Source organism: Streptomyces sp. NPDC029169 (assembly GCF_055563935.1).
On the sequence record NZ_JBVHXA010000003.1, the window covers coordinates 194929 to 220089 of the forward strand.

19 protein-coding genes and 1 pseudogene are annotated in these 25161 nt (G+C 72.7%); 8 read left to right on the plus strand and 12 right to left on the minus strand.

Going from position 1 to position 25161, the window contains the following annotated elements:
* Positions 1 to 10 precede the first annotated feature (10 nt).
* From ACZ4VI_RS07630 to ACZ4VI_RS07640, 3 genes are all read right to left on the minus strand, one after another.
* A complete protein-coding gene (locus ACZ4VI_RS07630) occupies positions 11 to 2401 on the minus strand; it encodes a protein kinase domain-containing protein (protein WP_467997568.1) in 2391 nt (796 codons plus the stop codon).
* A 128-nt stretch (positions 2402 to 2529) separates the two neighbouring features.
* Entirely contained in the window at positions 2530 to 3027 is a 498-nt protein-coding gene (greA, locus tag ACZ4VI_RS07635; RefSeq protein ID WP_467997570.1) for a transcription elongation factor GreA, read from the minus strand.
* A gap of 193 nt (positions 3028 to 3220) precedes the next feature.
* Positions 3221 to 3622: a DUF4307 domain-containing protein gene (locus ACZ4VI_RS07640; protein ID WP_467997571.1), complete on the minus strand. Its 402-nt coding sequence runs from the start codon at positions 3620 to 3622 to the stop codon at positions 3221 to 3223.
* A 96-nt stretch (positions 3623 to 3718) separates the two neighbouring features.
* On the opposite strand from ACZ4VI_RS07640, the gene mca reads away from it, so the two are divergent.
* A complete protein-coding gene (mca, locus tag ACZ4VI_RS07645; protein WP_467997573.1) occupies positions 3719 to 4600 on the plus strand; it encodes a mycothiol conjugate amidase Mca in 882 nt (293 codons plus the stop codon).
* Positions 4593 to 4832, plus strand: coding sequence for a hypothetical protein (locus ACZ4VI_RS07650; RefSeq protein WP_467997575.1), 240 nt, complete (start codon positions 4593 to 4595; stop codon positions 4830 to 4832). Before mca ends, ACZ4VI_RS07650 begins: the two co-directional genes overlap by 8 nt.
* An 83-nt stretch (positions 4833 to 4915) precedes the next feature.
* Here the strand turns inward: ACZ4VI_RS07650 and ACZ4VI_RS07655 are convergent, their stop codons facing one another.
* Positions 4916 to 8158 carry a tetratricopeptide repeat protein gene (locus ACZ4VI_RS07655; RefSeq protein ID WP_467997576.1) on the minus strand — a complete coding sequence of 1081 codons (3243 nt, stop codon included), beginning with the start codon at positions 8156 to 8158 and terminating at the stop codon, positions 4916 to 4918.
* 243 nt (positions 8159 to 8401) lie between these two features.
* Here ACZ4VI_RS07655 and ACZ4VI_RS07660 point away from each other — a divergent pair, with 243 nt between their 5' ends.
* Both ACZ4VI_RS07660 and ACZ4VI_RS07665 read left to right on the plus strand, forming a co-directional pair.
* The gene (locus ACZ4VI_RS07660; RefSeq protein WP_467997578.1) at positions 8402 to 8794 is read left to right on the plus strand and encodes a rodlin; all 393 of its coding nucleotides are present in this window, start codon (positions 8402 to 8404) and stop codon (positions 8792 to 8794) included.
* A 149-nt stretch (positions 8795 to 8943) separates the two neighbouring features.
* A complete protein-coding gene (locus ACZ4VI_RS07665; protein WP_467997579.1) occupies positions 8944 to 10971 on the plus strand; it encodes a thioredoxin domain-containing protein in 2028 nt (675 codons plus the stop codon).
* A 168-nt stretch (positions 10972 to 11139) separates the two neighbouring features.
* Here the strand turns inward: ACZ4VI_RS07665 and ACZ4VI_RS07670 are convergent, their stop codons facing one another.
* Both ACZ4VI_RS07670 and ACZ4VI_RS07675 read right to left on the minus strand, forming a co-directional pair.
* Complete coding sequence (locus ACZ4VI_RS07670; protein ID WP_467997581.1) at positions 11140 to 11802, minus strand: response regulator; 663 nt, start codon at positions 11800 to 11802, stop codon at positions 11140 to 11142.
* Positions 11777 to 12946 (minus strand): sensor histidine kinase, encoded by a 1170-nt coding sequence (locus ACZ4VI_RS07675; protein ID WP_467997583.1) that lies wholly within the window; start codon positions 12944 to 12946, stop codon positions 11777 to 11779. Before ACZ4VI_RS07675 ends, ACZ4VI_RS07670 begins: the two co-directional genes overlap by 26 nt.
* A gap of 175 nt (positions 12947 to 13121) precedes the next feature.
* Between ACZ4VI_RS07675 and ACZ4VI_RS07680 the strand changes: the two genes are divergently transcribed.
* A complete protein-coding gene (locus ACZ4VI_RS07680) occupies positions 13122 to 15392 on the plus strand; it encodes an MMPL family transporter (RefSeq protein ID WP_467997585.1) in 2271 nt (756 codons plus the stop codon).
* Between the two features lie 41 nt (positions 15393 to 15433).
* Here ACZ4VI_RS07680 and ACZ4VI_RS07685 read toward each other — a convergent pair whose 3' ends face one another.
* Positions 15434 to 16459: an LCP family protein gene (locus tag ACZ4VI_RS07685; RefSeq protein ID WP_467997587.1), complete on the minus strand. Its 1026-nt coding sequence runs from the start codon at positions 16457 to 16459 to the stop codon at positions 15434 to 15436.
* Between the two features lie 208 nt (positions 16460 to 16667).
* Here ACZ4VI_RS07685 and ACZ4VI_RS07690 point away from each other — a divergent pair, with 208 nt between their 5' ends.
* The 3 genes and pseudogenes from ACZ4VI_RS07690 to ACZ4VI_RS07700 all read left to right on the plus strand — a co-directional run.
* The gene (locus ACZ4VI_RS07690) at positions 16668 to 16871 is read left to right on the plus strand and encodes a hypothetical protein (RefSeq protein ID WP_467997588.1); all 204 of its coding nucleotides are present in this window, start codon (positions 16668 to 16670) and stop codon (positions 16869 to 16871) included.
* A gap of 173 nt (positions 16872 to 17044) precedes the next feature.
* On the plus strand, positions 17045 to 17278 hold the full coding sequence (locus ACZ4VI_RS07695) for a chaplin (RefSeq protein ID WP_467997590.1): 234 nt from the start codon (positions 17045 to 17047) through the stop codon (positions 17276 to 17278).
* A 227-nt stretch (positions 17279 to 17505) separates the two neighbouring features.
* Positions 17506 to 18499: pseudogene (locus ACZ4VI_RS07700) on the plus strand (glycoside hydrolase family 26 protein); the annotation flags it as partial.
* Positions 18500 to 19365: 866 nt separating this feature from the next.
* On the opposite strand, the gene ACZ4VI_RS07705 reads toward ACZ4VI_RS07700, so the two are convergent.
* From ACZ4VI_RS07705 to ACZ4VI_RS07725, 5 genes are read right to left on the minus strand one after another with little or no spacing between them, the layout of a single operon-like run.
* Positions 19366 to 20490 (minus strand): GNAT family N-acetyltransferase, encoded by a 1125-nt coding sequence (locus ACZ4VI_RS07705; RefSeq protein WP_467997592.1) that lies wholly within the window; start codon positions 20488 to 20490, stop codon positions 19366 to 19368.
* An 11-nt stretch (positions 20491 to 20501) separates the two neighbouring features.
* Positions 20502 to 21170, minus strand: coding sequence for a YveK family protein (locus ACZ4VI_RS07710; RefSeq protein WP_467997593.1), 669 nt, complete (start codon positions 21168 to 21170; stop codon positions 20502 to 20504).
* Positions 21171 to 21186: 16 nt separating this feature from the next.
* Complete coding sequence (locus ACZ4VI_RS07715; protein ID WP_467997595.1) at positions 21187 to 22320, minus strand: glycosyltransferase; 1134 nt, start codon at positions 22318 to 22320, stop codon at positions 21187 to 21189.
* Complete coding sequence (locus tag ACZ4VI_RS07720) at positions 22317 to 23009, minus strand: polysaccharide deacetylase family protein (protein ID WP_467998092.1); 693 nt, start codon at positions 23007 to 23009, stop codon at positions 22317 to 22319. The genes ACZ4VI_RS07715 and ACZ4VI_RS07720 overlap by 4 nt, the downstream gene beginning before the upstream one ends.
* The gene (locus ACZ4VI_RS07725; RefSeq protein ID WP_467998094.1) at positions 22978 to 24723 is read right to left on the minus strand and encodes a lipid II flippase MurJ; all 1746 of its coding nucleotides are present in this window, start codon (positions 24721 to 24723) and stop codon (positions 22978 to 22980) included. Before ACZ4VI_RS07725 ends, ACZ4VI_RS07720 begins: the two co-directional genes overlap by 32 nt.
* Between the last annotated feature and the right edge of the window lie 438 nt (positions 24724 to 25161).

The window sequence follows — 25161 nt, forward strand, 5'->3', positions numbered from 1 at the left end:
TTTGGGTACGTCACTTGGGCAGCTCTACGGAGGCGACGACGCCCTTGTCGTAGACGATGTGCGCGATCCCGCCGATCGGCAGGACCTCGGGCTCGCGGGTCATCTTCTCGATGATGTAACCCCAGTTGATGTCGTACGCCTTCTCCGGGGCACGCGGGCCCGGCGCGCCCGGCACGGCCGTGGTCGCGAGCCTGGCCGGCCTGCCGTCCTTGCCGAGCCGCACGGTGTACAGCGCGCTGTAGTCGGCGTAGACGACCTGGTCCCCGGCGAGCATCGGGGTGGACCAGCGCTGCTCCAGGCCCTTGGGTGCGGCCTTCGCCGCGTACGTTCCGGTCCACTTTCCGTCGCGCGGGTCGTGGATCTTGAGGCCGCCGTCGAACGTGATGGCGGCCGTGGGGGTGATGACGTCCGGACGGAGTCCCGCGATGGGCGTGGCCAGGCCGCCCTTGGAGGCCAGGGTGGCGGAGTCCAGGAGCATCAGCTTCGCCTCCGGGTCCCGCTGGGAGAGGAAGGACTCGCAGGAGGCGTTCGCCCCGACGATCTTCAGCTCACTGCAGTTCTCGGCGTCCTTGTCGACCTGCCCGCGCACCTCGCCGGTCTTCGCGTCGTACGCGACGAGCCCGCCGTCGCTGAGCGCGTACACCTGACCGTGGGCGAAGGCCACCGGCTCGTACGGGCGGGTGTCGGAGTTCGGGGTGGTCGCGTTCGTGAGCGCCTTGGTCCACAGCTCGGTGCCGTCGGCCAGGGAGTACGCGGTCATGCCGACCCGCTCCCCGCTCTGCTTCTCGGTCGCCTTGGTGGCGGCGAAGACGACCCCGCCGCCAACGATCGGACGGGAGGCGGTGCCCTGCGTGCCCCAGGCGGGCTTCTCCCAGCGGACCTTCCCGCTGCGGGCGTCGCGGACCTGGAGCAGCTCGTCGGCGGCGAGGACGACGGCGTCGCCGTGGACGGTCGGCCGGGTCGCGCTGTCGGCGATGAGTACCGCGCCACTGGGGCTGATCGTGCTCCGGTCCGTCTCCGTGCCGCCCAGGTCCGCCGACCAGAGCTTCGTCCCGTTCGCCGTGTCCAGCGCCTCGTACTGCCCGTTCGTCAGCCGGCACACGAGCACCGTCGTGCCCGCCGCGCAGCCGTAGGCGGGCGCGGACAGCTTGCCCGTCCAGCTCTTCCAGCCCTTCGGCCGCTGCGCCGGGTTCTGCGGCACGACACCGGAGGAGTCCGCGAGACCCTTGAAGTCGACTCCGGGGATCGTGGGCCCGGCGGGCGGGGCGGCGTTCCCCGGCGCGGGCTTCTGCGTCCCCTGCGGCCAGAGCAGGTACGCGCCGAGTCCGCCGCCCACCAGGGTCAGCGCGACCGCCGCGGCGACGAGCGCCCGGCGCCGCTTCCGAGGAGGCTCGGGCGACGGCGTCGGCGCGACCGGCGGCAGGGTCGGCAGCTGATCGGGTGCGGGCGCGGCTGCGGGCGGCGCGGGGGCGGGCGCGACCAGCGCGATGCCCGCGGCCACGAGCTGGGCCAGCTCACGGCCGTACTCGCCGATGTGCTCCTGGACGCCGCCCGGCCAGCCGGGGGCCGCCGGAACGCCGCCAAGCAGCTCGACGAGCCGCTCGGGCGTCGGTCGCCGCGCCGGGTCCGCGTCCAGGCAGGCCGCGATCACGTCCCGCAGTCCGCCCTCCTCCGGCACCCGGCCGAGGTCCGCCTCCGCCTGGGAGACCCGGTAGAGCACGGCCGCGACGGGCCCGTCCCCGAAGGGGTCCTCGCCGGTCGCCGCGTAGCAGAGGACCGAGCCGAGGCAGAAGACGTCGGACGCGCCGGAGACGTTCCGCGCGCCCGCGACGTGCTCGGGCGACATGAAGGAGGGCGTGCCGACCATCACCCCGGTCGCCGTCATCGTCGTCGCGCCGGTGCTGCGGGCGATGCCGAAGTCGATCAGGCGGGGGCCGTCCACGGCGAGCATGACGTTGCCGGGCTTGAGGTCGCGGTGCAGCACCCCGGCCGTGTGCAGATCGGCGAGCGCGCGGGCGAGAGCGGCGCCCAGCGCCCGTACCGCCGGCACCGGCAGCGGGCCGCTCCGCCGCACGGCCTGGGAGAGCGTGGGCCCGGGGACGTACGCGGTCGCCAGCCACGGCACCTCGGCGTCGGCGTCGCCGCCGACCGGCGCGGCCGCGTACCGGCTGGCGACCAGGCTCGCGACCTTGATCTCGCGGCGGAAGCGGTCCCGGAACGCGGGCTCGGCGGCGACGTCCCGCCGTACGGTCTTCACGGCGACGTACGTCCCGCCGCCGTCGCCGCCGGCCTCGCCCGACCTGGCGAGGAACACCTCGCCCATGCCGCCGGCCCCGAGCCGGGCCAGCACCTCGTACGGTCCGATCTGCCGTGGTGCCCCGTCGCGCAGCGGTCCCAGCACGTCTCCGATCCCCCCTTGTTGATCTTTCCGTCCGCATCATCGCATGTGCGTACGGAGGGAGTTGGGGACATGCGTGAGGGCCGGACCCACGGTGGGGTCCGGCCCTCACAGGGCGCTCGGGACTGGGCTCAGCCGGTGTACGGCTTGGCGTCGAGGATCTTCACCGCCGCCTTCCTGCCGTTCGGCAGTTCGTACTCGGCATCCTCGCCGACCTTCTTGCCGTTGACGCCCACGCCGAGCGGGGACTGCGGCGAGTAGGTCTCGATGCTGTCGCTCGCATACTCGCGCGAGGCGAGCAGGAAGGTCATCGTGTCGTCCTCGTCGCCGTCGAAGGCGATCGTGACGACCATGCCGGGCGCGACCACACCGTCGTCCGCGGGAGCCTCGCCGACCTTGGCGTTCTCGAGGAGCTGGGTCAGCTGGCGGATCCGGAGCTCCTGCTTGCCCTGCTCCTCCTTGGCCGCGTGGTACCCGCCGTTCTCGCGCAGGTCGCCCTCCTCGCGCGCCGCCGCGATCTTGATGGCGATCTCGGTTCGCGCGGGACCAGACAGGTACTCCAGCTCGGCCTTGAGCTGGTCGTACGCCTCCTGGGTGAGCCAGGTGACGTTGTCGCTGGTCTGGGTCACAGGTGCTCCTCGTAGGTACTGGGAATACAAAGCATCGCCCTACCCAGAAGGATTGTCCTTCCTGAGTGGGCGAAACCACGAGCCTAACAATTAGTGGCGAAAAGGGGGAGGACATAAACCATAAAGATGGCGTCACTCCTGGTCAGCGCGTCGAAACCGCGGCTCGGCGCGCCACCGGGTCCTCTACCCACCGCTACCTGGCGGTACACCCGATGAGCTCGGCGCTGGTCGCCCTGGCGGTCGTACGGATGGTCACGACGCGGTCGATCCGGTCGCTCGCCTCGTCGAAGCGGACGTCCTTCCTGCCCACCTCGGCCCCGTCCTCGGAGCGCGAGCGCAGCGTGCAGACGCCCTGGGCGTCGACGTCCTTGCGCACCTCCAGGTGGACCTGCACCTCGGTGTCGCTCACCACGTCGAACTTGATCGTCTCCGCGCTGATCCTGCTGTCGACGACGTAGTACCAGCCGAACCAGCCCATCAGCCCGAGGAACAGCGCGCCGAGCACGGCGCCCGCGATCTTGAGCTTGCGGTCGGCGCGCTCGTCCCCGGAACGCCCGTAGCGCCCCTCGGGCAGCCGCTCTCGCACGCCGCTCATGATCGTTCCTCTCGCCGCGGGGGTGGGAATTTTTGCGCCCCCCGGTTCCGTCACTATAGAGACCTGCCTCCACGCCACATCACAGAGGATCGAGCCTTGACTGAGCAGCTGCGACTGATGGCCGTTCACGCCCACCCCGACGACGAGTCGAGCAAGGGCGCGGCGACGATGGCCAAGTACGTGTCCGAGGGGGTGGACGTGCTCGTGGTCACGTGCACGGGCGGCGAGCGCGGCTCCATCCTCAACCCCAAGCTCCAGGGTGACGCCTACATCGAGGCGAACATCCACGAGGTGCGACGCAAGGAGATGGACGAGGCCCGGGAGATCCTGGGCGTGAAGCAGGAGTGGCTGGGCTTCGTCGACTCCGGGCTGCCGGAGGGCGACCCGCTGCCGCCGCTGCCCGAGGGCTGCTTCGCCCTGGAGGACGTCGACGTGGCGGCCGGTGCGCTCGTCCGCAAGATCCGCGCGTTCCGCCCGCAGGTGGTCACGACGTACGACGAGAACGGCGGGTACCCGCACCCCGACCACATCATGACCCACAAGATCACGATGGTGGCGTTCGAGGGTGCGGCGGACGCCGAGAAGTACCCGGAGGCCGAGTTCGGATCGGCGTACCAGCCCCAGAAGCTCTACTACAACCAGGGCTTCAACAAGCCGCGCACCATGGCCCTGCACCAGGCGCTGCTCGACCGGGGCATGGAGTCCCCCTACGGCGAGTGGCTGGAGCGGTGGAAGGAGTTCGAGCGCAAGGAGCGGACGCTGACCACGCACGTGCCGTGCGCGGACTTCTTCGAGATCCGCGACAAGGCGCTGATCGCCCACCGTACGCAGATCGATCCGGACGGTGGCTGGTTCCGGGTGCCGATGGAGATCCAGAAGGAGGTCTGGCCCACGGAGGAGTACGAGCTCAGCAAGTCGCTGGTCGCCGTCTCCCTCCCCGAGGACGACCTCTTCGCGGGCATCCGCGACAATGCCTGACATGAGCGCACACCTGGCACTGACCCAGCTTGTCCCTCTCGCCGCCGAGCTGGACAAGAACAAGGTGACCCCCGGCGTCCTCGGTTTCGTCGTCTTCGCGGTGATGGCCGTGGCCGTCTGGATGCTGATGAAGTCGATGAATCGCCACATGGGCAAGGTCTCCTTCGAGGAGACCCCGGACCCGAAGGCGCCGGCCTCGCCCAAGGCGACGGCGCAGACGACGCAGGAGTAGGGCGGAGCCCGTCCGGGCGGTGAGCCGACGGCCCACCGCCCGGACGGGCCTCGGCCGCGTCGGCGCCGTGCGTTCCGGGCGCATCAGCCCGTCGGCGCCGTGCGCCCCGCGTCCGCCTCCCGCCCCGGGAGCGGGACGCCCATCACCTCGCGGGCGTGGCGGGTGGGGACCATGTTCAGTTGCCAGGCCTGCCAGCCCGCGTCCAGCTGGACGCCCCGCTCCAGGACCAGGGCGTACGCCTCCGCGCAGTCCTCCACCTTGCCGTCCCGCGCCGGATGCCGGTCCTGGATCAGCAGGGCCAGTTCCTCCTGGGCCACCGCCGTGCCGACCTCCACGCCGCCCGGGGAGGCGTACGGCAGCAGCGTGCAGCGCAGGAAGCGGGCCCAGTCGGCGCCCCGCCGGTCGCCGTACGACAGGAAGAGCCGCTCCGACTCCCCGCACAGCTCCAGGGCCTGCGCCGCCTTGCCGTTCCCGGCGTCCACGATCGCCAGCTCCAGGCAGGTCCAGGCCTCGCCGTGGGCCACGCCGACGCGGTGGAAGTCCGCGCGGGCGTCCACCAGGAGCTGCCGGGCGAAGCCGGAGTTCCGCAGGTTGCCGGTCTGCGCCGCCCGCTGGTCGCGGGTGACGCGCCCCGAGTGGTGCCGGGCGCACGCGAGCCCGTACACGTCCCGCATCCGGGAGAACATCGTGCGCGCCCGCTCCAGCTCCCGTACCGCCTGGTCCAGATCCCCGCGCTCCTCCAGGGCGTGCCCCAGGTAGTACAGCGTCCAGGCCTCGCCCCGCGCGTCCTCCTGGTCACGGTGCCGGGCCAGGGCCTGGCGCAGGCCCTCGACCGCCGCGGCGAACTCGCCCTCGACGAGCCGCGCGCGGGCCAGCTGCGTCAGCGCCCACGCCTCGCCGCGCCCGTCGCGGGTCCGCCCGTACTGGTCGAGGGCCACGCGCAGCTCCGCGTCGGCCCGCTCGGCGTCGCCCATGCGCAGGCACACCTGCCCGAGCTGGAAGTGCGCCCAGGCCTCGCCGTGCAGGGACTCGTTCTCCCGGTGCAGCTCCAGGGCCGTGTGCAGCAGCGTCAGCGCCTCGGCCAGGTTCGCCCGGTCCCGCTCGACCGCCGCGAGGGCGTGCAGGGTCCAGCCCCGGTCGGCGGCCAGCGACTCCGGCTCCTGGAGCACCAGCGCCTCCCGCAGCTTCGCCGAGGCCTCCGCCAGATTGCCCTGGTGGTGCAGGGTGATCCCGAGCGAGCAGAGCGCGAGCGCGGCCCCCGCGTCCTGGTGCGCCTCCTGGTAGAGGGAGACCACCGAGGTCAGCGTGGTGCGGGCCTTGTCGAGCTCGCCGAGCTGCCGGGCCGCGATACCGGTCCGCCACTGCACCGACCGGGAGAGCAGCCCCTGCCCGACCGCGTCGGTCAGCTCGTTGATCTCGCCCAACCGGTAGAGGTCGCCGCGCAGCAGGCAGTAGTCGCAGAGCGCGCCGAGCAGGTTCAGTACCGCCCGCTGGTCGACGCCCTCGGCGTGCCGCAGCGCCGCCGTGATGAAGCTCGACTCGTCGTCCAGCCAGCGAAGCGCCGCCTCCAGGGAGCCGAAGCCGTGCCCGTCGAACCGGTCCGCGCGGGTCGACATCTTGCCGTCGACCATCCGGATCACCGCGTCCGCGAGCTCCGCGTAGTTCTGGATGAGCCGCTCCTGCGCCGCCGCGATCGCCGCCGCGTCCTCCTCGTCCGTGAGCCGGGCTGACGCGAACCCGCGCACCGCGTCGTGCAGCCGGTACCGCTCTCCCCGGACGTGGTCGAGGAGACCGGCCCGGGCCAGCTCCGCGAGCAGCCGCGCCCCCTCCTGCCCGCTCGCCCCCAGCAGCGCACCGGCCGCCGCCGCCCCCAGCGAGGCCCGCCCGGCGAGCGCGAGCCGCCGCAGCAGCCGCCTGCCGTCCTCGTCGAGATCGGTGAAGTACCGTACGGACAGCGCCCGTTCGACCGGATCCCCACCCCAGGGCCGGGCCAGCAGATGCGCCAGATCGGCCATCGAGCGGCGGCCCAGCGAGGAACCGGCGGCCCGCAGCGCCAGCGGCAGCCCGCCGCACAGCTCCCGGATCTCCTCGAAGGCCTCGGAGTCGTACGGCTCCGAGGCCGGCGCCCCGGCCGCCTCCCGCAGCAGCTCCTCCGCGCCCGCCGCGTCGAGCGCCGCGACCGGCAGCCGGTGCACGGACGCCGGCACCTCCGCCCCCAGATCCAGCGGCTCACGGCAGGTGACCAGGACCAGGCTGTCCGAGCGCTCGGGCAGGAGCGTGCGGACCTGCTCCGCCTCCACCGCGTCGTCCAGGATGACCGTCACCGGCAGCCCGGTCAGATGCTGGTGGTACAACTCGGCCAGCCTCCGCACCTGCTGCTCGGCGGAGGACCGCTCGCGGAACAGCAGCTGCTCGCGTGGCGCGCCCAGCCGGTTCAGCAGATGCAGCAGCGCCTCCCGCGTCGACAGCGGCTTCTCCCCGCGCGTCCCGCCCCGCAGGTCCACCACGCATGCCCCGCGGAACTGGTCCCGCAGCGCGTGCGCCGCCCGCACCGCGAGCGTCGTACGGCCCGAGCCCGGCTCGCCGTGGAGCATCACGACCGTCGGCCGGGTCCGCGTCGAGGCCCGCCCGGCCTGCACCCACTGGGTGATCTGGGCCAGCTCGGCCCGCCGGCCCGTGAACGGACCTCCCGGATCGGGCAGATGACCGAACGACTGCTCGAGCACGGTCCGCCGCCGGGCCGCCGCGCTGCGGTCGGCGCCCCTCAGCTGGGACACGACCTTCTGTGCGGGCTGCGGCGCCGTCGCGATCAGCACCCGCTGCTGATCGAGGAACGGCCGTATGCCCCGTACCTCGAGCGCCGTCAGCCACTGCAGCCGCAACTGCTCGGGGCCGCCCGGCTGGCCAAGCGCACCCGCCCGGCGGTGCGCGGCGGGCCAGTGCCCCGCGGTCACCTTCAGGACCGTGGCCGCCGCGCCCGCCACCGCCACGACGGCACCGGCGCCCAGCGCCGTCCCGGTCGCCGTCCCGAGCGCCAGGTCCGCCCCGAAGGCCGCGGCCGCCGCGACGGCCGTGACCAGCGCGGGGGTTCCCACGGCGGCTCTGCTGAACCGGTCCCCCAGGGACCGCTGCCCGGCCTCCGCCTCCTCGAGGGCCCGCAGGTAGGCCTCGTACTCCTCGCCCGCGCTCCCCGCCATGGTGTCCAGCGCGGCCCGGCCGCGTGCCAGCAGAGCCGTGGCGTCGAGGCGGCCCCCGGAGCGCCGCACCTCCTCCTCCACGGCGCGTACCAACAGCCGTTCGGCTTCGGCCCGGTGGCTGTCCCGCATGTGCGTCCCCCTCCGAGAGCTTCCGCTTCCGGCCCCAAGTGTCCTGCGGGACGCGCGTCGGCGCGAGGGAGCAGGGCGACCGGCGTACCGAACGCCTGCCCCTCGACACCGCGTCCGATGGCGTTCATCTGCCGAATACCGCGTCCGAGTGACGCCCCGGAACCAATCCATTTTCCGGCAGTTGATCAGCGTGCTTCGGCTAACGGAGCATTCCAGGGCCCTCCAGCTCAAGAAGGAAAACTCGTGATCAAGAAGGTTCTTGCCACGGCGGCGGTTGCGGCCTCCGTCGTCGGAATGTCGGCTGCCACTGCGTCGGCTGCGGGCGACGACGGCAACAGCTCCAACGTCGTCGGCAACACGTCGAAGCAGTCGATCGGCTCCAACTCCACCAGCGGTTACATGAGCCCGAACTTCGGCCTCATCAACGGTGGCGTTCTGCACTGCTTCGACATCCAGAAGCTCCAGGCGCAGGTCCCGGTCGGCGTCATCGCCGTCCCGGTCGCGGTCCAGGACGTTCTGGGCAACGACATGTCGAACCAGACCTGCACCCAGAACTCCGTGCAGCAGACGGGCGACGACCCGCTGGCGAACGTCCTCAGCGAGGTTCTGTCCGGCAACGGCAACGTCTCCGGCTGACACCTGCCGCACCACTGAAAACGGCCTCGTTCCTCGCATTCGACCTGCGAGGAACGGGGCCGCTTTCCGTACGACCATCACTGCCCCGTTCGCGCGCCGCCACCCGTGGCGTACGACCGGGGCATCGTCGTGTGCGCGAGGATGGAGACATGCCGAACAGACTGGCCCATGAGACATCCCCCTACCTCCTCCAGCACGCCGACAACCCGGTCGACTGGTGGCCGTGGTCGGCCGAGGCATTCGAGGAGGCGCGCCGCCGCGACGTTCCCGTGCTGCTCAGCGTCGGCTACAGCAGCTGTCACTGGTGCCATGTGATGGCCCACGAGTCCTTCGAGGACGAGACCACCGCCGCCCAGCTCAACGAGCACTTCGTCGCCGTCAAGGTCGACCGCGAGGAGCGCCCCGACGTCGACGCCGTCTACATGGAGGCCGTGCAGGCGGCGACCGGGCAGGGCGGCTGGCCGATGACCGTGTTCCTCACGCCCGACGCGGAGCCGTTCTACTTCGGTACGTACTTCCCGCCCGAGTCCCGGCACGGCATGCCCTCCTTCGGCGACGTCCTCGACGGCGTCTCCCGGGCCTGGACCGAGCGCCGCGAGGAGGTCGGCGAGGTCGCCGGGAAGATCGTCAGGGACCTGTCCGGCCGCTCCCTCGCCTTCGGCGGCGAAGGCGTCCCCGGCGAGCAGGAGCTCGCGGAGGCGCTGCTCGGCCTCACCCGCGAGTACGACAGCCGCAGCGGCGGCTTCGGCGGGGCGCCCAAGTTCCCGCCGTCGATGGTGCTGGAGTTCCTGCTGCGCCACCACGCCCGTACGGGAGCCGAGGGCGCCCTCCAGATGGCCGCCGACACGTGCGAGGCGATGGCCCGCGGCGGGATCTACGACCAGCTCGGCGGCGGCTTCGCCCGCTACGCGGTGGACCGCGAGTGGGTCGTCCCCCACTTCGAGAAGATGCTCTACGACAACGCCCTGCTGTGCCGCGCGTACGCACACCTGTGGCGGACCACCGGCAGCGATCTGGCCCAGCGGGTGGCGCTGGAGACGGCCGACTTCATGGTCCGTGAACTGCGCACTCCCGAGGGCGGTTTCGCCTCCGCGCTCGACGCCGACTCGGATGACGGTACGGGCAGGCACGTCGAGGGCGCGTACTACGTGTGGACGCCAGAACAGCTGAGCGCCGCTCTCGGCGAGGAGGACGCCCGGTACGCGGCCCGGTACTACGGGGTGACGCCCGAGGGCACGTTCGAGGAGGGCGCCTCCGTCCTCCAGCTCCCGCAGGACGCCGGGGTCGCCGACGCCGACCGGGTGGCCTCGGTCAAGGAGCGCCTGCTCGCCGCCCGCGACCGGCGCGCGCGCCCCGGCCGTGACGACAAGATCGTCGCCGCCTGGAACGGCCTCGCGATCGCGGCCCTCGCCGAGACCGGCGCCTTCTTCGACCGGCCCGATCTGGTCGAGCGCGCCACGGAGGCCGCCGACCTGCTCGTACGGCTCCACATGGGCGAGGGCGCGCGGCTCTTCCGTACCTCCAAGGACGGCAAGGCGGGCACCAACGCCGGGGTGCTCGAGGACTACGCCGATGTCGCCGAGGGCTTCCTCGCGCTCGCCGGGGTGACGGGCGAGGGCGTCTGGCTGGAGTTCGCGGGCTTCCTGCTCGACATCGTCCTCGACCAGTTCGTCGCCGAGGGCGGGGCGCTGTACGACACGGCCCACGACGCCGAGGCCCTGATCCGCCGCCCGCAGGACCCCACCGACAACGCGACCCCCTCCGGCTGGACGGCCGCCGCCGGCGCACTCCTCTCGTACGCCGCCCACACCGGCTCCGAGGCGCACCGCGCCGCCGCCGAGGGCGCGCTCGGCGTGGTCAAGGCGCTCGGTCCGCGCGCCCCCCGCTTCATCGGCTGGGGGCTTGCCACGGCGGAGGCCCTGCTCGACGGGCCGCGCGAGATCGCGGTGGTCGGCCGCGGTGACGACGACCTGGGCCGGGCGCTGCACCGCACCGCGCTGCTGGCCCCGGCGCCCGGTGCCGTGGTCGCCTTCGGCGCCCCGGACAGCGAGGAGTTCCCGCTGCTCAGGGACCGCCCGCTGGTGGACGGGGGAGCGGCCGCGTACGTCTGCCGCCACTTCACCTGCGACGCGCCGACGACGGACCCGGCCGAGCTGGCCCGGACGCTCTCCCGCTAGCCGGGTCGGCGACTAGGGCGCGTATGTCGTATCGGGTGTCTCACCGTCCCAGTTCCGGCCTCCTGGTACGTCACGCTCTGGGGCGGGTGAGGCACGTGGAGCCGACGTGAGCCGACCGGTGCACTGATGTCCGGGCGGGGACTCATGGGACATGGCCCGGCACCCGGCTCAGGTTCCGGGGAGGATACGGCGCGTTTCGTAGGCCCACATCGCGATCTCGACCCGGTTGCGGGCGCCGAGTTTGGCCATCAGGCTCGCCAGATGCGTCTTCACCGTGCTGAGGCTGATGTGCAGCGCGTCGGCGATCTCGGTGTTGGTCAGCCCGCGGGCGACGGCGAGGAGCACCTGCTCCTCGCGGGCGGTGACGGGGGAGACCGGCTGGGCCGCGGGCCGGCCGGCGGGCAGGTCCGCGAACGCCTGGAGCAGACGGACGGTGACGCTGGGCGCGATGAGCGCCTCACCGTCGGACGCCGACCGTACGGCCTGGGCCAGAAGGTCCGGTCCCGTGTCCTTGAGGAGGAATCCGCGGGCGCCGGCACGCAGTGAGCCGTAGACGTACTCGTCGAGGTCGAACGTGGTGATGACGACCACGGCCAGCGGGTCGGCGACGCCCGGGCCGGCGATCAGCCGGGTGGCCTCGAGCCCGTCGAGCACGGGCATGCGGATGTCGAACAGGCAGACGTCGGGGCGCAGTTCGCGGGCCAGACGTACCGCTTCGTGTCCGTCGGCGGCCTCGCCGACCACCTCGATTCCGGGCTGGGCGTTCAGCATGATCCGCAACCCGGTGCGGATGATCGCCTGGTCGTCAGCGACGAGGACGCGAATGGCCACGGTCGCTCCTTGCTCTGGGCAGCTCGGCTTCGACATGCCAGCCCTGGTCGGCGCCCGGGCCGGCTCGTAGTGCGCCGCCGAGCAGGGCCGCGCGCTCGCGCAGTCCGGCAAGTCCGTATCCGTCGCGACCTCGGCCGGTGCGTTGGCCGTTGTCGCGCACGCTCACCCGTACCGTGTGCCGTTCCGCGGTGACCCGGACGACGACCTCGGTCGCGCTGAGCGCATGGCGCATCGCGTTGGTCACCGACTCCTGCACGATGCGGTAGACGGCCGCGTCCAAGGCCGGCGGCAGCGAGTCCAGCTCGCCGTCGAGCCCCAGGTCGACCTTGAGGCGACCACCCGGCGTGCGCACCAGGCGCTCCAGATCCGCGACGCCGGCAGGCGGCGCCAGCTCGGCGCCGACCCCGCGGTCGCGCAGCGCGGCGACCATGGCTCGCATTTCCTCCAGCGTGCGCGCCCCTTCCTCCTCGACCCCCTCCAGCGCCTCGACGGCGGCGGACGGGTCGGTGCCGGCGAGCACCCGGCCCGCCTGGGCGCGGATCACCATGGCCGACACGTGGTGGGCCACCGTGTCGTGCAGTTCCCGGGCGAGCTGCTCACGCTCGCGGGAGCGTACCTGCTCCAACTGCCGCTCGCGAGCGGTCCCCCAGAACCGCACGGCGGCCCCGATCAAGCCGGGCAGCGACAGGAAGACGAAGCCCCCGACCTGTTCGGCGGCCGGGGTTTCGTCCGTGACGGCACACAGCGCGAAGGCCGCCAGGATCACCGCGCCGCCCAGCACGATCTCCCGTCCCGATCCCCACCGGGGCAGCGCGTACACCAGCACGAGCACGACCGCGCCGGTGTCCAGGCCGACGGGCTCGCGCGGTGCGGCGACGAGCGAGGCCACCTGGAGCAGCATCGTCGAGCCGAACGCCAGCGTGACCATCGCCAGCGGGCGGGTCCGGCGCCACAGGGGCAGCAGGCACAGCCATACGGTGAAACCCACCGCCACCGGCCGCCACACGACGTTCTCGCGCAGGGTGGCCTCCAGCACCACACCGCCCAGGCCCGCGGCGAGCAGCGCCCAGTCGCGCCGCACCCGGGCAGGCGCGTCGCGCGGCCGGGGTTCGGTCCACAGGGTTCGCAGGTCGTCTCGCAGCACGGTTCTCAGCGTAGGGACCGCGCCGTGCCGCGCATCGGCCGAAAGGACGGGGCGTCACTCCGACTTGGGGCCGACGGATCCGTGGCCCGCGAGCCGATGCCGCAGAGCGCCGTGGCGACGAGCCTCGGCATCGGCGGCCGTACAAGGACGGCCGACGAGGTGGTTGGAGGACCCGATGCTCTCGAAAGCCCTGTTGCGCCTGGGCGCAAGCGCCGCCCGCCATCCCTGGCGGGTGATCGCGGCATGGCTGGTCGCCGCCACGCTCGCCGTCCTCGCCGCCGTCGCCTTCGGCGGGCGGAATGCGGATTCGATGACCGCTCCGGGACTGGACTCCCAGCGGGCCGCGGAACTGATCGAGCGGGCCGGCACCGGCCAGGAGGGGATGACCGCCCAAGTGGTCGTCACCCCCCTCGACGGCGCTGCGACGTTCTTCGACCACGACAGCGCGCGCACCGCTCTCACGCGGCTGCAGACCGAGGTGAAGCGGCTGCCGCACGTGCTCGGCACGAGCGACCCGGCGGGGGCGCTCGACGCGGGCGGGGACACCGCCGTGCGCGGCGGCCTCGTCTCGGCCGACGGGCGGATCGCGGTCGTCCGGGTGCAGTACCCCGACCAGAGCCGGCTGTCGGCCGAAGACCTCGACGCCCTAGTCGATCTCGGCGACCGGCTGCGCGCCGAACTGCCCCTGCGCATCGAGATGGGCGGGAACCTCTTCTACGCCTTCTCCGACCCCGACGGCGGCGTGAGCGAGTTGATCGGCCTCGTCGCCGCGGCCGCGATCCTGTTCCTGGCGTTCGGTTCGCTCGTCGCCGCCGCGCTGCCGATCGGCATGGCGGTCTTCGGACTGACCGTCGGGGTCGCCACGATGACGGTACTGGCGGGGGTCACGGACGTCCCCACCTTCGCACCGGTCCTGGGCAGCATGGTCGGGCTCGGAGTGGGCATCGACTACGCGCTGTTCGTGCTCGCCAGGCACCGGGAGTACCTCGCGCGCGGGCTCGATCCGCACGAGGCGGCCGGACGAGCGGTGGCCACGGCGGGGCGGCCGGTGGTCTTCGCCGGCGGAACCGTCGTCGTATCGATCCTCGGCATGGCGGTCGCGAACGTGCCGTTCATGACGGTGGGCGGGCTTGCCGTCTCGATCGTCGTCCTGACCATGGTGCTCGCGTCGGTGACGCTGCTGCCGGCCCTCCTCGGCGCGGCCGGCCCACGCCTGGGCCGGGCCGGTCGGATCGGCCGGGCTCTGCAGACCAGGAAGCTGGGCCGACTCGCACGGCGGCGGGACCCGGCGGCAGGCGCCGCCCACGCCGCCGGGTGGCGTCGCTGGATCGGGCACGTCAGCCGGCACCCGGTGCCGTACGCGGTCGGCGCGGCGGGGCTGCTGCTGACCGCGACGCTGCCCGTGCTCGGCCTGCGCGTCGGCCTGCCCGACGACGGCTCACTGCCCCACAGCCGTACCGAGCGCCGGGCCTACGACCTCGTCGCCGAGGGGTTCGGCCCGGGCACCAACGGTCCCCTCGTCATCGCCGCGGACCCCACCGGTGATCCGGGAGTGCTGGACCGACTCGTCGCAACGGTCGCGGCGGATCCGGGCATCGCATCCGTCGCGCCGACGCACATCGATCGGGCCACCGGCATCGCGACCCTCGTGGTGTTCCCGACCACCAGCCCTCAGGACAAGGCCACGGCCGACACCATCGCCCGGCTGCGCACCGACGTGCTGCCCACGGCGATCGGGCACGGCCCGGCCAGGGCCCACGTCGGCGGCGCCGCCGCGAGCCTGTCCGATGTGGGCCAACGCACCAGCCAACGCCTGCCGGTGTTCGTCGCCGCCGTGCTGGCGATGTCCTTCCTGCTGCTGATGCTGGTCTTCCGCTCGATACTCGTACCGCTCAAGGCGGTACTGCTGAATCTGCTGAGCATCGGCGCGGCCTACGGCATCATGGTCGCGGTCTTCCAGTGGGGCTGGGGAGGCGCACTCATCGGGCTGGAAGCGACGGTTCCGATCGTGTCGTTCATCCCGATGTTCCTCTTCGCCATCCTGTTCGGCCTGTCGATGGACTACGAGGTGTTCCTCCTCTCCCGCGTACGCGAGGAGTACCTGCGCACCGGCGACAACGGCACGGCGATCGTTGAGGGCGTCTCGGGCACCGCCCGGATCATCACCTCGGCCGCCCTCATCATGGTGGCGGTCTTCCTGTCCTTCGCCGTCGCCGAGGACCCCTCCACCAAAATGTTCGGGCTCGGCCTGGCCACCGCGATCGTCATCGACGCCACGGTCGTACGCATGGTGCTGGTACCGGCGACCATGACACTCCTCGGCCGGACCAACTGGTGGCTGCCGAAGTGGCTGGACTGGATGCTTCCCCGCGGCCCGGTCGGCACCGACGACACCGACGCGGAATCCACGGGTGAGGCCCCGCGTCCACGGCTGGTTGACCGTTGACTCAACTCCTGCCCGCCCTTGGCGTCCGGCACCTCGGCGCGTCACCTAGGGGCATATCGAGTCGTGATCATCGGGTGGCAGACGAGGGAGGCGCCTCCGGCCGGCCGGTAGTCGCCCAGACCTTGCGGGATGCTGCTCGTCGAGTTGGGGCGGGCGGCGGGTAGTGGGCGGTCGGAGCGCAGCGCCTCGAAGATTTCCGCCGCGTGCTCCTTGTCCCAGGCGACCGTGGACCCCACGCCCTGGATGACGGGGTTGAAGCGGCTGACCGGTACGGTCGCGAACTCCGTACGGGCCGGGGTGAGGCCGCGCAGCCGTGCGGCGAGCAGCAGCATCTCGGGCACCGACAGGGAGCGTTCGACCGTCGCCGTGCCGCGCAGAGTCGAGGCGAGGAGACGCAGCCGGGCGGGGTCCTGGAGCAGGCCCTTCCGGATCGTCGCCAGCGTGTTGACGACGAACTTCTGCTGCTTCCGCATCCGGCCGAAGTCCATCGCCCCGTCACGCCGCGACCGTACGTACTGGAGTGCCTCGCCGCCCTGGACGTGCTTGGTCCCCGGCGCCAGGTCGATTCCGGTGACCGGGTCCTTGAGTGGTTTCTCGGTGCAGATCGGCACGCCGCCGTCGATGCGGTTCACGCTGTCGATGAAACGCCGGAAGTCGAGCTCCAGGTAGCGGTGGACGGGTGTGCCCGTCATCCGTTCGACGGCCTCGACCGTGAACGCCGGTCCGCCTTCCGTGTGAGCCGCGTTGATCTTCGCCGCGTGCGGTGTGTGCGCCGCGCCCGTCCGCCGGTCGACGTGGTTCTCGGGGAACTCGGTGAGCGAGTCGCGCGGCAGACTCACCACGCTGACGCGGTCGTTCGCGGCGGAGATGTGCACCAGCATCATCACATCGGTGCAATCGCAGCCCTTGCCGCCGGCCCGGTACCGCTTCAGCTCGTCGGCCGTGAGGCCGGCGCGGCTGTCCACCCCGGCGACCAGGATGTTGAGCCCGTACCGGGGGGACGGCAGGGCCGGGGTCCAGGCGATCGTCCCGGATCCCAGGGCCACGAGCGCCGCGGAGGCGAGCATGATCCGTCCCGGGCGAAAGAATTTCCTGCCGGACTTCGTGAAGGGGTTCCTGACGGTCACGTGCACACCACCGAGTTCGGAAATGGGATGACCGCACCGTAAGTCGATGTGCGTCGCACACAGGTTCGCGACGCGACATGGTCAGCGGGAATCACTCTCCTGCGGGGTGTGTGTAATGATGCGTGAACGACCGTGGATGGGAGGGAAGATGGCACCCGATCCCGGGAAATGGGAGCGGCTGGCCTTCATTCCGAAGAGCCGTTATGTGGCGGACCCGCCACCTGTCGACCGGGGGCCCTTCCCCGTGTATTCCTCGCTGGTCCAGCAGTGGGCACTGGCCGGGCGCACCGTGCCGGGGATGCCGGACCGCGAGTGGGAGCGGCTCATCGCGATGCCCGTCTGGCCGCGTTGAGGGTGGGAGCTTGGGCTCAATGGAGTGAATACCGCCCGGTCGGCGACAATCGGGTTTCCTTTTCGGGGCATGGTCGTTGTGATGTGTGCGGCGGAGGCCGGGGGGCTGCGATGTCCACCGGCGATTCGCGAAATCCGTGAAATTCCGTCCGCCGCGGAAAGGACTTAGACGAAATGAAGTGCAAGAAGGCTGCGGTCGTCGTCGCCGGTCTGTTCATGGCTCTGGGTGCCGCCGCCCCCGCGATGGCGGACGCCCACTCCGAGGGCTGGGCCGTCGGTTCGCCGGGCGTGCTCTCGGGCAACCTGGTTCAGGTTCCGGTGCACGTTCCGATCAACGTCTGCGGCAACACCGTGAACGTGATCGCCGCGCTGAACCCGGCGTACGGCAACACCTGCGTCAACGCCTGACGCACGCTCAGGGCCGGTCCCGCAGACGTCTTCGACGCCTTGCGGGACCGGCCCTTCGTCATGCCTGCACGGCCGACGCGCCGACGACAGTGCCCCAACCGGGCGATGAAATACACCAATGGACTACTGATCAGAGAGGACGTGCGTTCACGGTCGGCTCATTAGGAATACTTTCTGAGTATCTGACTGACGGGTCATCACGAGGCTTGGAAAGTGAAGGAGTGGCCATGGCCAACCGGAAGCGGAAAACATCGAGTGTGTGGCTGGGGGTGTTCACCGCAGGTCTCGTCGCCTCAGGTTCCGTCGTGCTGTCGTCCCCCGTCCACGCCGCCGAATCCGTCACGACACGGGACCCCGCGCCGGCTCTCTCCACCGCACTGGGCGCGTTCCTCGAATCGGGACCGGTCGGCGTCAACCGGATCGGCCAGCTGGAGCGATGGCTCGGCGGACGGGAGCTCCGCGTCGGGCACACCTACCTCCCCGGCGACCTCTGGTCGAACATCGAGAGCCCCCCCGGCTTCCTGGACGCCTGGGCCAAGTGGCGCAACGAGCGGGCCGACCGGCTGTTCGTCCTCAACGTGCCGATGCTGGAGCGGAACGAGGCCGGGGTCTCCGACTACGAGGTCCGCCGGCAGCTCCAGCTCGGCGCGGCCGGGTACTACGACGACCACTTCAAGACGCTGGCCGAGCGGCTCGTCGCCCTGAAGGCCACGGACACCGTCATCGTCCTCGGCTGGGAGATGAACGGCACGACGTACACGCACCGGTGCGCACCGGACCCCACGGCGTGGAAGAAGTACTGGACGCGGATCGTCACCGCGATGCGGTCCGTTCCCGGCCAGAAGTTCCGCTTCGACTTCAATCCGAGCCGGGGGACGGACGCCATTCCGTGGACGGAATGCTATCCGGGTGACGACGTGGTCGACATCATCGGCATGGATTCGTACGACCAGCCGCCCGGGTCGAGTTTCGACAAGCACGTCAGCGAACCGTACGGGCTGCAGAAGCAGGTGGAGTTCGCGGCCGAGCACGGCAAGCAGATCTCCTATCCGGAATGGGGGCTCTTCCGGAACGGCGACAATCCCGAGTACATGCGGCGGATGATCGAATGGATGGACGAGCACAAGCCGCTGTACCACACGATCACGGACTACTGCCCGCACGGCGTCTGGCAGTGCGACGACAATCCGCGGTCCTCGCAGGTGTTCCGGGACATGCTCTCGGGCGCCGAACCGGAGGAGCCGGGGGAGCCGGAGATCCCGGAGATCCCGGAGGAGCCGGAGCTTCCGACGGAGCCCGAGGAGCCGGAGCTTCCCAAGGACCCCGGGTTCCCGGAGCTTCCGGAGGACCCGGGGTTCCCGGAGCTTCCGGAGGACCCGGGGTTCCCGGAGCTTCCGGAGGACCCGGAGTTCCCGGACTTCCTGGACCTGCCGGAGTTCCCGGACGTACCTGATGTTCCTGAGGTACCCGCCGAGCCCGAGGTCCCGACGGCCCCCGAGCCGAAGCCGCAGGCCCCGCCGAAGCCGGAGCCGAAGCCGGAGCCGAAGCCCGAGCCCAAGCCGAAGCCGGAGCCCAAGCCCCAGCCGAAGCCTGAGCCGAAGCCGGAACCCAAGCCCGAGGCGAAGCCGGAGCCGAAGCCGGAGCCCAAGCCCGAGGCGAAGCCGGAACCCAAGCCCGAGCCGAAGCCCGAGGCGAAGCCGGAACCCAAGCCCGAGCCGAAGCCCGAGGCGAAGCCGGACCCCAAGCCCGAGCCGAAGCCCGAGGCGAAGCCGGAACCCAAGCCCGAGCCGAAGCCCGAGCCCAAGCCCCAGCCTGAGCCCAAGCCCCAGCCGAAGCCCGAGCCTCAGCCCAAGCCCGAACCCAAGCCCGAGCCCGAGCCCAAGCCCGAGTGCTGGACCGTGAATCTCGGTTCGTGGGTCGAGAGCTGGATCGGTGGCCCGGTCTGCGTTCCCAAGGTCGACTGGAAGAGCGACTTGATGGACGACGACGAGCCCGAGGTCGAGGCGGAGGTCAACGAAGCCTGGGAGGACATCCTGGACAGCGAGACCTGGCCGTTCTGACGGCACCCCCCACGGCGGCGGCGGAGATCATCCGCCGCCGCCGTTCGTCCGTCCCGGCAGCCGCCCGAGCGCCCGCCCCACCCACTCCCGTTCCCGCGCCTGCCGGGACGCCCAGCGCCGCCCGTCCGCCGCGCCCGCGCGCAGCCACAGCAGCGGGGCCGTACCCCGCCCCGCGAGCATCAGCCGCTGGTTGGGGACGGTCTCCGGCCGCCAGTGCTGCTTGTACGGTTCCGTGCCCCGCAGCATGCTCAGCGTCGCCCGCCCGCTCCCGCTGGTCTCCCGGGCCCCGTGCCGCAGCAGCATCGTCGCCACGTCGATCTTCCGCTCGCGCAGCACGGGATCCGCGCCGTACAGATAACCGCCCGCGAGGCGCGGCGACATCAGGGTCAGGTCGGCCGCGACGACGTCCCCGCCGAGCCGGAACTCCGTGACCCGCGCGTCCCCGCGCTCCACCATCGGCCGCACGGCCCGCGCGAGATGCTGGGCGAACCGGTCGCTGGTGTGCTCGACGGTCACGCCCCGCCCCCGCCACTGGAGTTGATGCAGCTTCAGAAGCCGGTCGAGCGCCGCCGGCACCTCCTCCCCGGGCACGATCCGCTCGTCGATCCCGAGCGCGTCCAGCTTCCGCAGCTTCGCCCGCACCCGCTGCGCCTTGCCCGACGGGATCCGCTGGAGCAGGGCGTCCATCGGCACCGCGGGCAGCTCCAGGCAGAGCGAGTCCGGAAGCCGTCGGCGCGGTCCCTGCCAGCGGGCGAAGACCTGCTCCGCCGACGCCCCCGGCCGGACCTCCCGCAGATCGACCACCGCGCCGCGCGCCGCCCTGGCAAGCGCACGGGCCAGCGCGGGCGCCGCCTCCGGGCACGCGTCGTCGAGCAGCACGTCCGTGAAGTCGGTGATCGCGCCCCCGAGCTGGGTCAGGACCGGGAGCGGGCCGCGGGCGCGCATCAGGGGCGCCGCCGCGACCAGTTCGCCGTCCTCGCGCCGTACGAGCACCACCCGCAGCGCGCCCGGGGTGCCGTACGACACCCACCAGGAGTGCAGCCACGCGTGGGACTGGAAGGGGGTGGCCGTGGAGCAGCGGGCGTACAGCGACGCCCAGCGCTCGCCGAGCCGGCCGAACTCCGCGCTGTCCCGGCAGACCTCGCTTCTCATCCCGCCCTCCGTCACACCGCCTCCGGTTCCGGCTGGTGCCGGGCGCCCGCCGGGCCGGGGACGGCGGCGGTCGTGGTCTGCCGGGAGTGCCGGTCCTCCGCCTGCGCGGCCCGCCGGGGCCGTACCAGCAGTGCGAGGCCGCCGAGCAGGCCGCCCGCGCAGCCGCCGACCAGCGCCGAGAGCGGGGCGGAGGGCGAGACGGGCTCCACGGGCCTGGTCGCCCGGGCGAACTGCACGACCTTCACGCCCGTGCTGCCCGAGACGTGCGCGCTGTCGAGGACCAGGGCGCGGGCGACGCCGTCCGCCATCGACACGGCCTTGGCCGGCGTGGCGGACCGCGCGGTGATCGAGATCATCGGCGCGTCGGGGGAGGTCGCCGCCTGCACGCTGGAGCGCAGCGTCGCGGCGGACACGCCCGCCCACGCCTGCGCGTCGCCGGTCACCGCGATGTCGGTGGCGACCCTCCCGTACGCCTGGGCGAAGCCGAGCGCGGCGGCCGGGTCGGACTTCTCGCCGGGGACGACGATGACGTAACTCGTGGCCGCGTACTGCGGGGTCTTCACGGCCCCGTAGCCGCCGCCGAGGACCGTGCCGACCAGCACGGACGCGGGCAGCACCCACCAGCGGCGGGGGGTGCGCAGGGCTGTCGTGAGACGGGAGCGTTGAGGACTCAAGGACATCGGTGACATCGGTGACTCACTTCGCGGGGAGAGGGGTGCCGTGGACGGCCTGTTCGTAGAGGGACATCAACTGCCGGGCGCTGTGCGCGATGTCGTAGCGGCCGGCCGCGGCCGGCTGGGGCAGCCGGGCGAGCCGGGCGTCGCGGATGCCGCGCAGCGCCGAGATCAGTTCGGGTACGGACTCGCCGACCCGCCGGGCGCCCGGGGCCGCGTCCGGCGGCAGGTCGTCGATCGCCGGGCACGCCACGTACAGCGCCGGCAGTCCGGCGGCCAGCGCCTCGACGACCGCGAGCCCGAAGGTCTCGTCGGGGGAGGTGGAGACGAAGACGTCCATCGCCGCGAGCAGCGACGGCAGGCCGGGCCCCGGGGATGCCGCCGACGGCGGATCCTCGCAGGCGCCCGCGAGGAGCACCCGGTCGGCGGCCCCGCACTCGCGGGCCACGGCGAGCAGCCGCGCCCGCTCCTCGCCCTCCCCGACCAGCAGCAGCCGCGCCTGCGGGACCGACGCCACTGCCCGTACGAGACGGTCGAAGCGCTTGCCCGGAGCCAGGCGTCCCACCCCGCCGACGACGAACGCGCCCCCCGGCAGGCCGAGCAGCTTCCTGGTCGTGCGGCGCGCGTCCTCGTCGAAGCCGAAGCGCGCCCGCTCGATGCCGTTGGGGACGACCTGGATGCGGGACGGCGCCACGCCCCAGGTCTCCAGACGGCGGGCGACGCTGGGCGAGACGGCGACCGTCGCGGTGCCGAGCCGCTCGGTGGCCAGATAGAGCGCGCGCGTGCCGGCTGACAGCGGCCGGCCCTCGATCTGGGTGTCGCCGAGGGAGTGTTCGGTCGCGAGGACCGTACGGACCCCGGCGAGGCGGGCGGCGATCCTCCCGTACACGCACGCCCGGTACAGGTGGGTGTGGACGAGGTCGTACCGGCCGCGGCGGACGAACCGCGCCAGCCGGGGCAGCGCGCCGAGGTCCCGGTTGCCGGTCATGCCGAGATGGGTCACCGGGACCCCGTCGGACTCGATGCCGCGGGCGACGGGGCCCGGGTTGGTCAGCGTGACGACCTCGCTGCGCACCGGGAGATGACGGAGCATCAGCCTCAGCTGCTGCTCGGCGCCGCCGATCCCGAGACCGGTGATGATGTGCAGGACCTTCATGACGTCTCCTGGATCGCGCGGCGGCGCAGCGGGTGCAGGACGCGCTTGGCGGTGAGCCGCCAGGGGGTGTCCTGCTCGCCGATGTGGACGCGGGGCAGTGCGTGCGCGCAGGTCAGCGGGCCCGGGTCGATGGCGCAGCCGTAGCGGTAACCGGCCGCTCGTACGGCCTGGACCGTGCGGGCGTCGACGTGCCCGTACGGGTAGCAGAAGCCGTGCACGGGCGCGCCCGTGATCTCCTCCAGGAGTTCCCGGCTGCGCGCCGTCTCCTGTTCGAGCGTCGCGGAGTCGAGCGTGGGCAGCGAGACGTGCCGCAGGCCGTGCGAACCGATCTCCATGCCGGCCCCGGCGATGCGCAGGATGCCGTCCTCCGACAGCAGCGGCTTGCGCGGACCGTCGCCGTCCCAGGCGTTCACGCCGTCGAGGCGGCCGGGCAGGACGTAGACGGTGGCGGTGAATCCGTGGCGGTGCAGGAGCGGCAGGGCCGATTCGACGAAGTCGGCGTACCCGTCGTCGAAGGTGAGGCCGACGAGCCCCTTCGCGCGGCCCGCGGCTCGCGCGGCGAGCAGCTCGCGCACGGAGACACCGCGCAGCCCCCGGTCGTTCAGCCAGTGCAGCTGCCGGGCGAACCGCACGGGGGAGACGGTCACCCGGTACGGGTCATCCGTGGTGTCGGCGATCGAGTGGTACATCGCCACCCACGGAGGCGGTTTTGGCAGCAGTCGACGGATCGCGGCGGCGCGGGGCGCCGTGGCAGCGGGCATGGGCGAGCCTTCGTGACGCGGTGCGGGTGAGGGGCGGGATGTCCGGCGCGCGGGCGGCGCAGGCGAGGAAGAGCAGGAAGACGGCGACGCAGACCACGCTCGCGACGGTGAGGGAGAGGAGCGCGGGGGTAATCAGGACCGAGCACAGCCAGCCGGCGGCGGTGGCCCACGCGGCGGCGGTGGCGAGCCGCAGCAGCCCCTCGCCGAGGTAGCGGATCCGGACCGGGATGGCCTGGCGGCGGGCGCCGAGCAGCATCATCACGGCGGTCAGCGTGATCCCGAGGGCGTTGGCGGCGGCGATGGCCGCGGCGCCCCACAGCCGGGCGCCGAAGACTCCCGCGACGGCGGTGAGGGTGAGACCGGCGGCCATCGCGACGGCCGGGTACCAGAGCGGGCGGGAGACGGAGAAGTAGCAGCGGACCAGCGTGCCGACGGTCGTCTGGCCGAGCAGACCGAGGGCGTAGACGCGCATCACGGCGGCGGTCGCGGCGGTGTCGCCGTGGTCGAAGGCGCCGCGCTGGAAGAGGACTTCGACGATCTGGGGGGCGGCGGCGATGACGATCGCGGTGCCGGTGAGGACGACGACGGCGGCGAGCAGGAGGTCCCGCTCGACGCGGCGGCGGGCGCCGTCCGTGTCGCCTGCGGCCATGGCGCGGGCGACGAGGGGGAAGCTGACCGTGCACAGCATCAGGGAGAGGATCATCGGCATCTGCGCGATCTTCTGCGCGTAGTTCAGATGCGAGATGGCGCCGGCGGGGAGGGGCGAGGCGAGGAAACGCTCGATGAGGATCTGGGACTGGCGGGAGACGGTGAAGGCGATGACGGGGGCGATGAGCCCGAGGACGAGGAGGCGCCCGTCGCCGACCGCCGGCCCGGCGTACGGCGCGGGGCGGCGGCGCAACTCCCGTACGAGGTAAGGCGCCTGGACCGCCACCATCAGCACGCCGCCGACGGCGACCCCGGCGGCGGCGGACCGTACGCCGAAGGGCTCGCGCAGCGCCACGATCGTGCCGATGATGCCGGTGTTGTACGCGACGTAGATGGCGGCCGGGGCCAGGAACGAGCCGTGGGCGCGCAGGGCGGCGGAGCAGTAGCCGGCGAGTGCGAACGACAGGACGCAGGTCGCGGTGAGCCGGGTGCAGTCGATGGCGAGCCGCGGGTCGGGGAGGCCGGGCGCGAGGGTGGCGACGAGCCGGGGCGCGGCGAGGATCAGCACGCAGGCGAGGGCGGACGTCGCGAGCACGAGCCGAGGCAGCGTGGAGCGTACGAGGGCGCGGACGGCGCCGCGCCGGGTCAGGGCGCGGCTGAACGCGGGTACGAGGATGAGGGCCATCGCGTCCTCGATGAGCAGCGTCGACGCGAACTCGGGCACGGTCCAGGCGACGAGGAACGCGTCGGTCTCGGCCCCGGCGCCGAAGAAGTGCGCGAGGCTCTGGTCCCGTACGAGCCCGAGCACGGCCCCCGCCGCGGTGAGCCCGGCGGTGACGGCCGCGGCCCGCGCGAGAAACCCCCCGGACGCGGCGGCCTTCCGCGGCCGGTCCCCCAGCGGCTGCCCGCCCGCCGCCGCGGAAGCGGACCGCCCGACTGCCGCCGCGGCAACGGGCCGCCCGACCGCGCTGCGCGCCGGGCGGACGGCCCGCATCCCGCGCGGCCGCCAGTCGACGGGGTACTCCACGGCTGCCCAGCGGCCTTCGTCCGCCCCGGCCGCCAGACCGCGGACTTGCGGCCGGTGGCCGCCGGGCCGACCGGCCGCCGTGCCGTCGGCTTCGCCGTACGGCGTGCCTGGGGCGGTTGCCCCGGGTCGGCCTCCGGCCGGGCTTCCGGCGTGCGGCCGGTGGCCGCCGGGCCGACCGGCCGCCGTGCCGTCGGCTTCGCCGTACGGTGCGCCCGGGGCCGTTGCGCCGGGTCGGCTTCCGGCCGGGCTTCCGGCGTGCGGCCGGAAGCCTGCGGGATCGCCCGGCCCCGGGGGGTTGGCGACCGGGACGGCGCCGTCGGCTTCGCCGTACGGCGTGCCTGGGGCCGTTGCCCAGGGTCGGCTCCCGCCGTGCGCCCAGAGGCTGGCGGGATCGCCGGGCGCCGG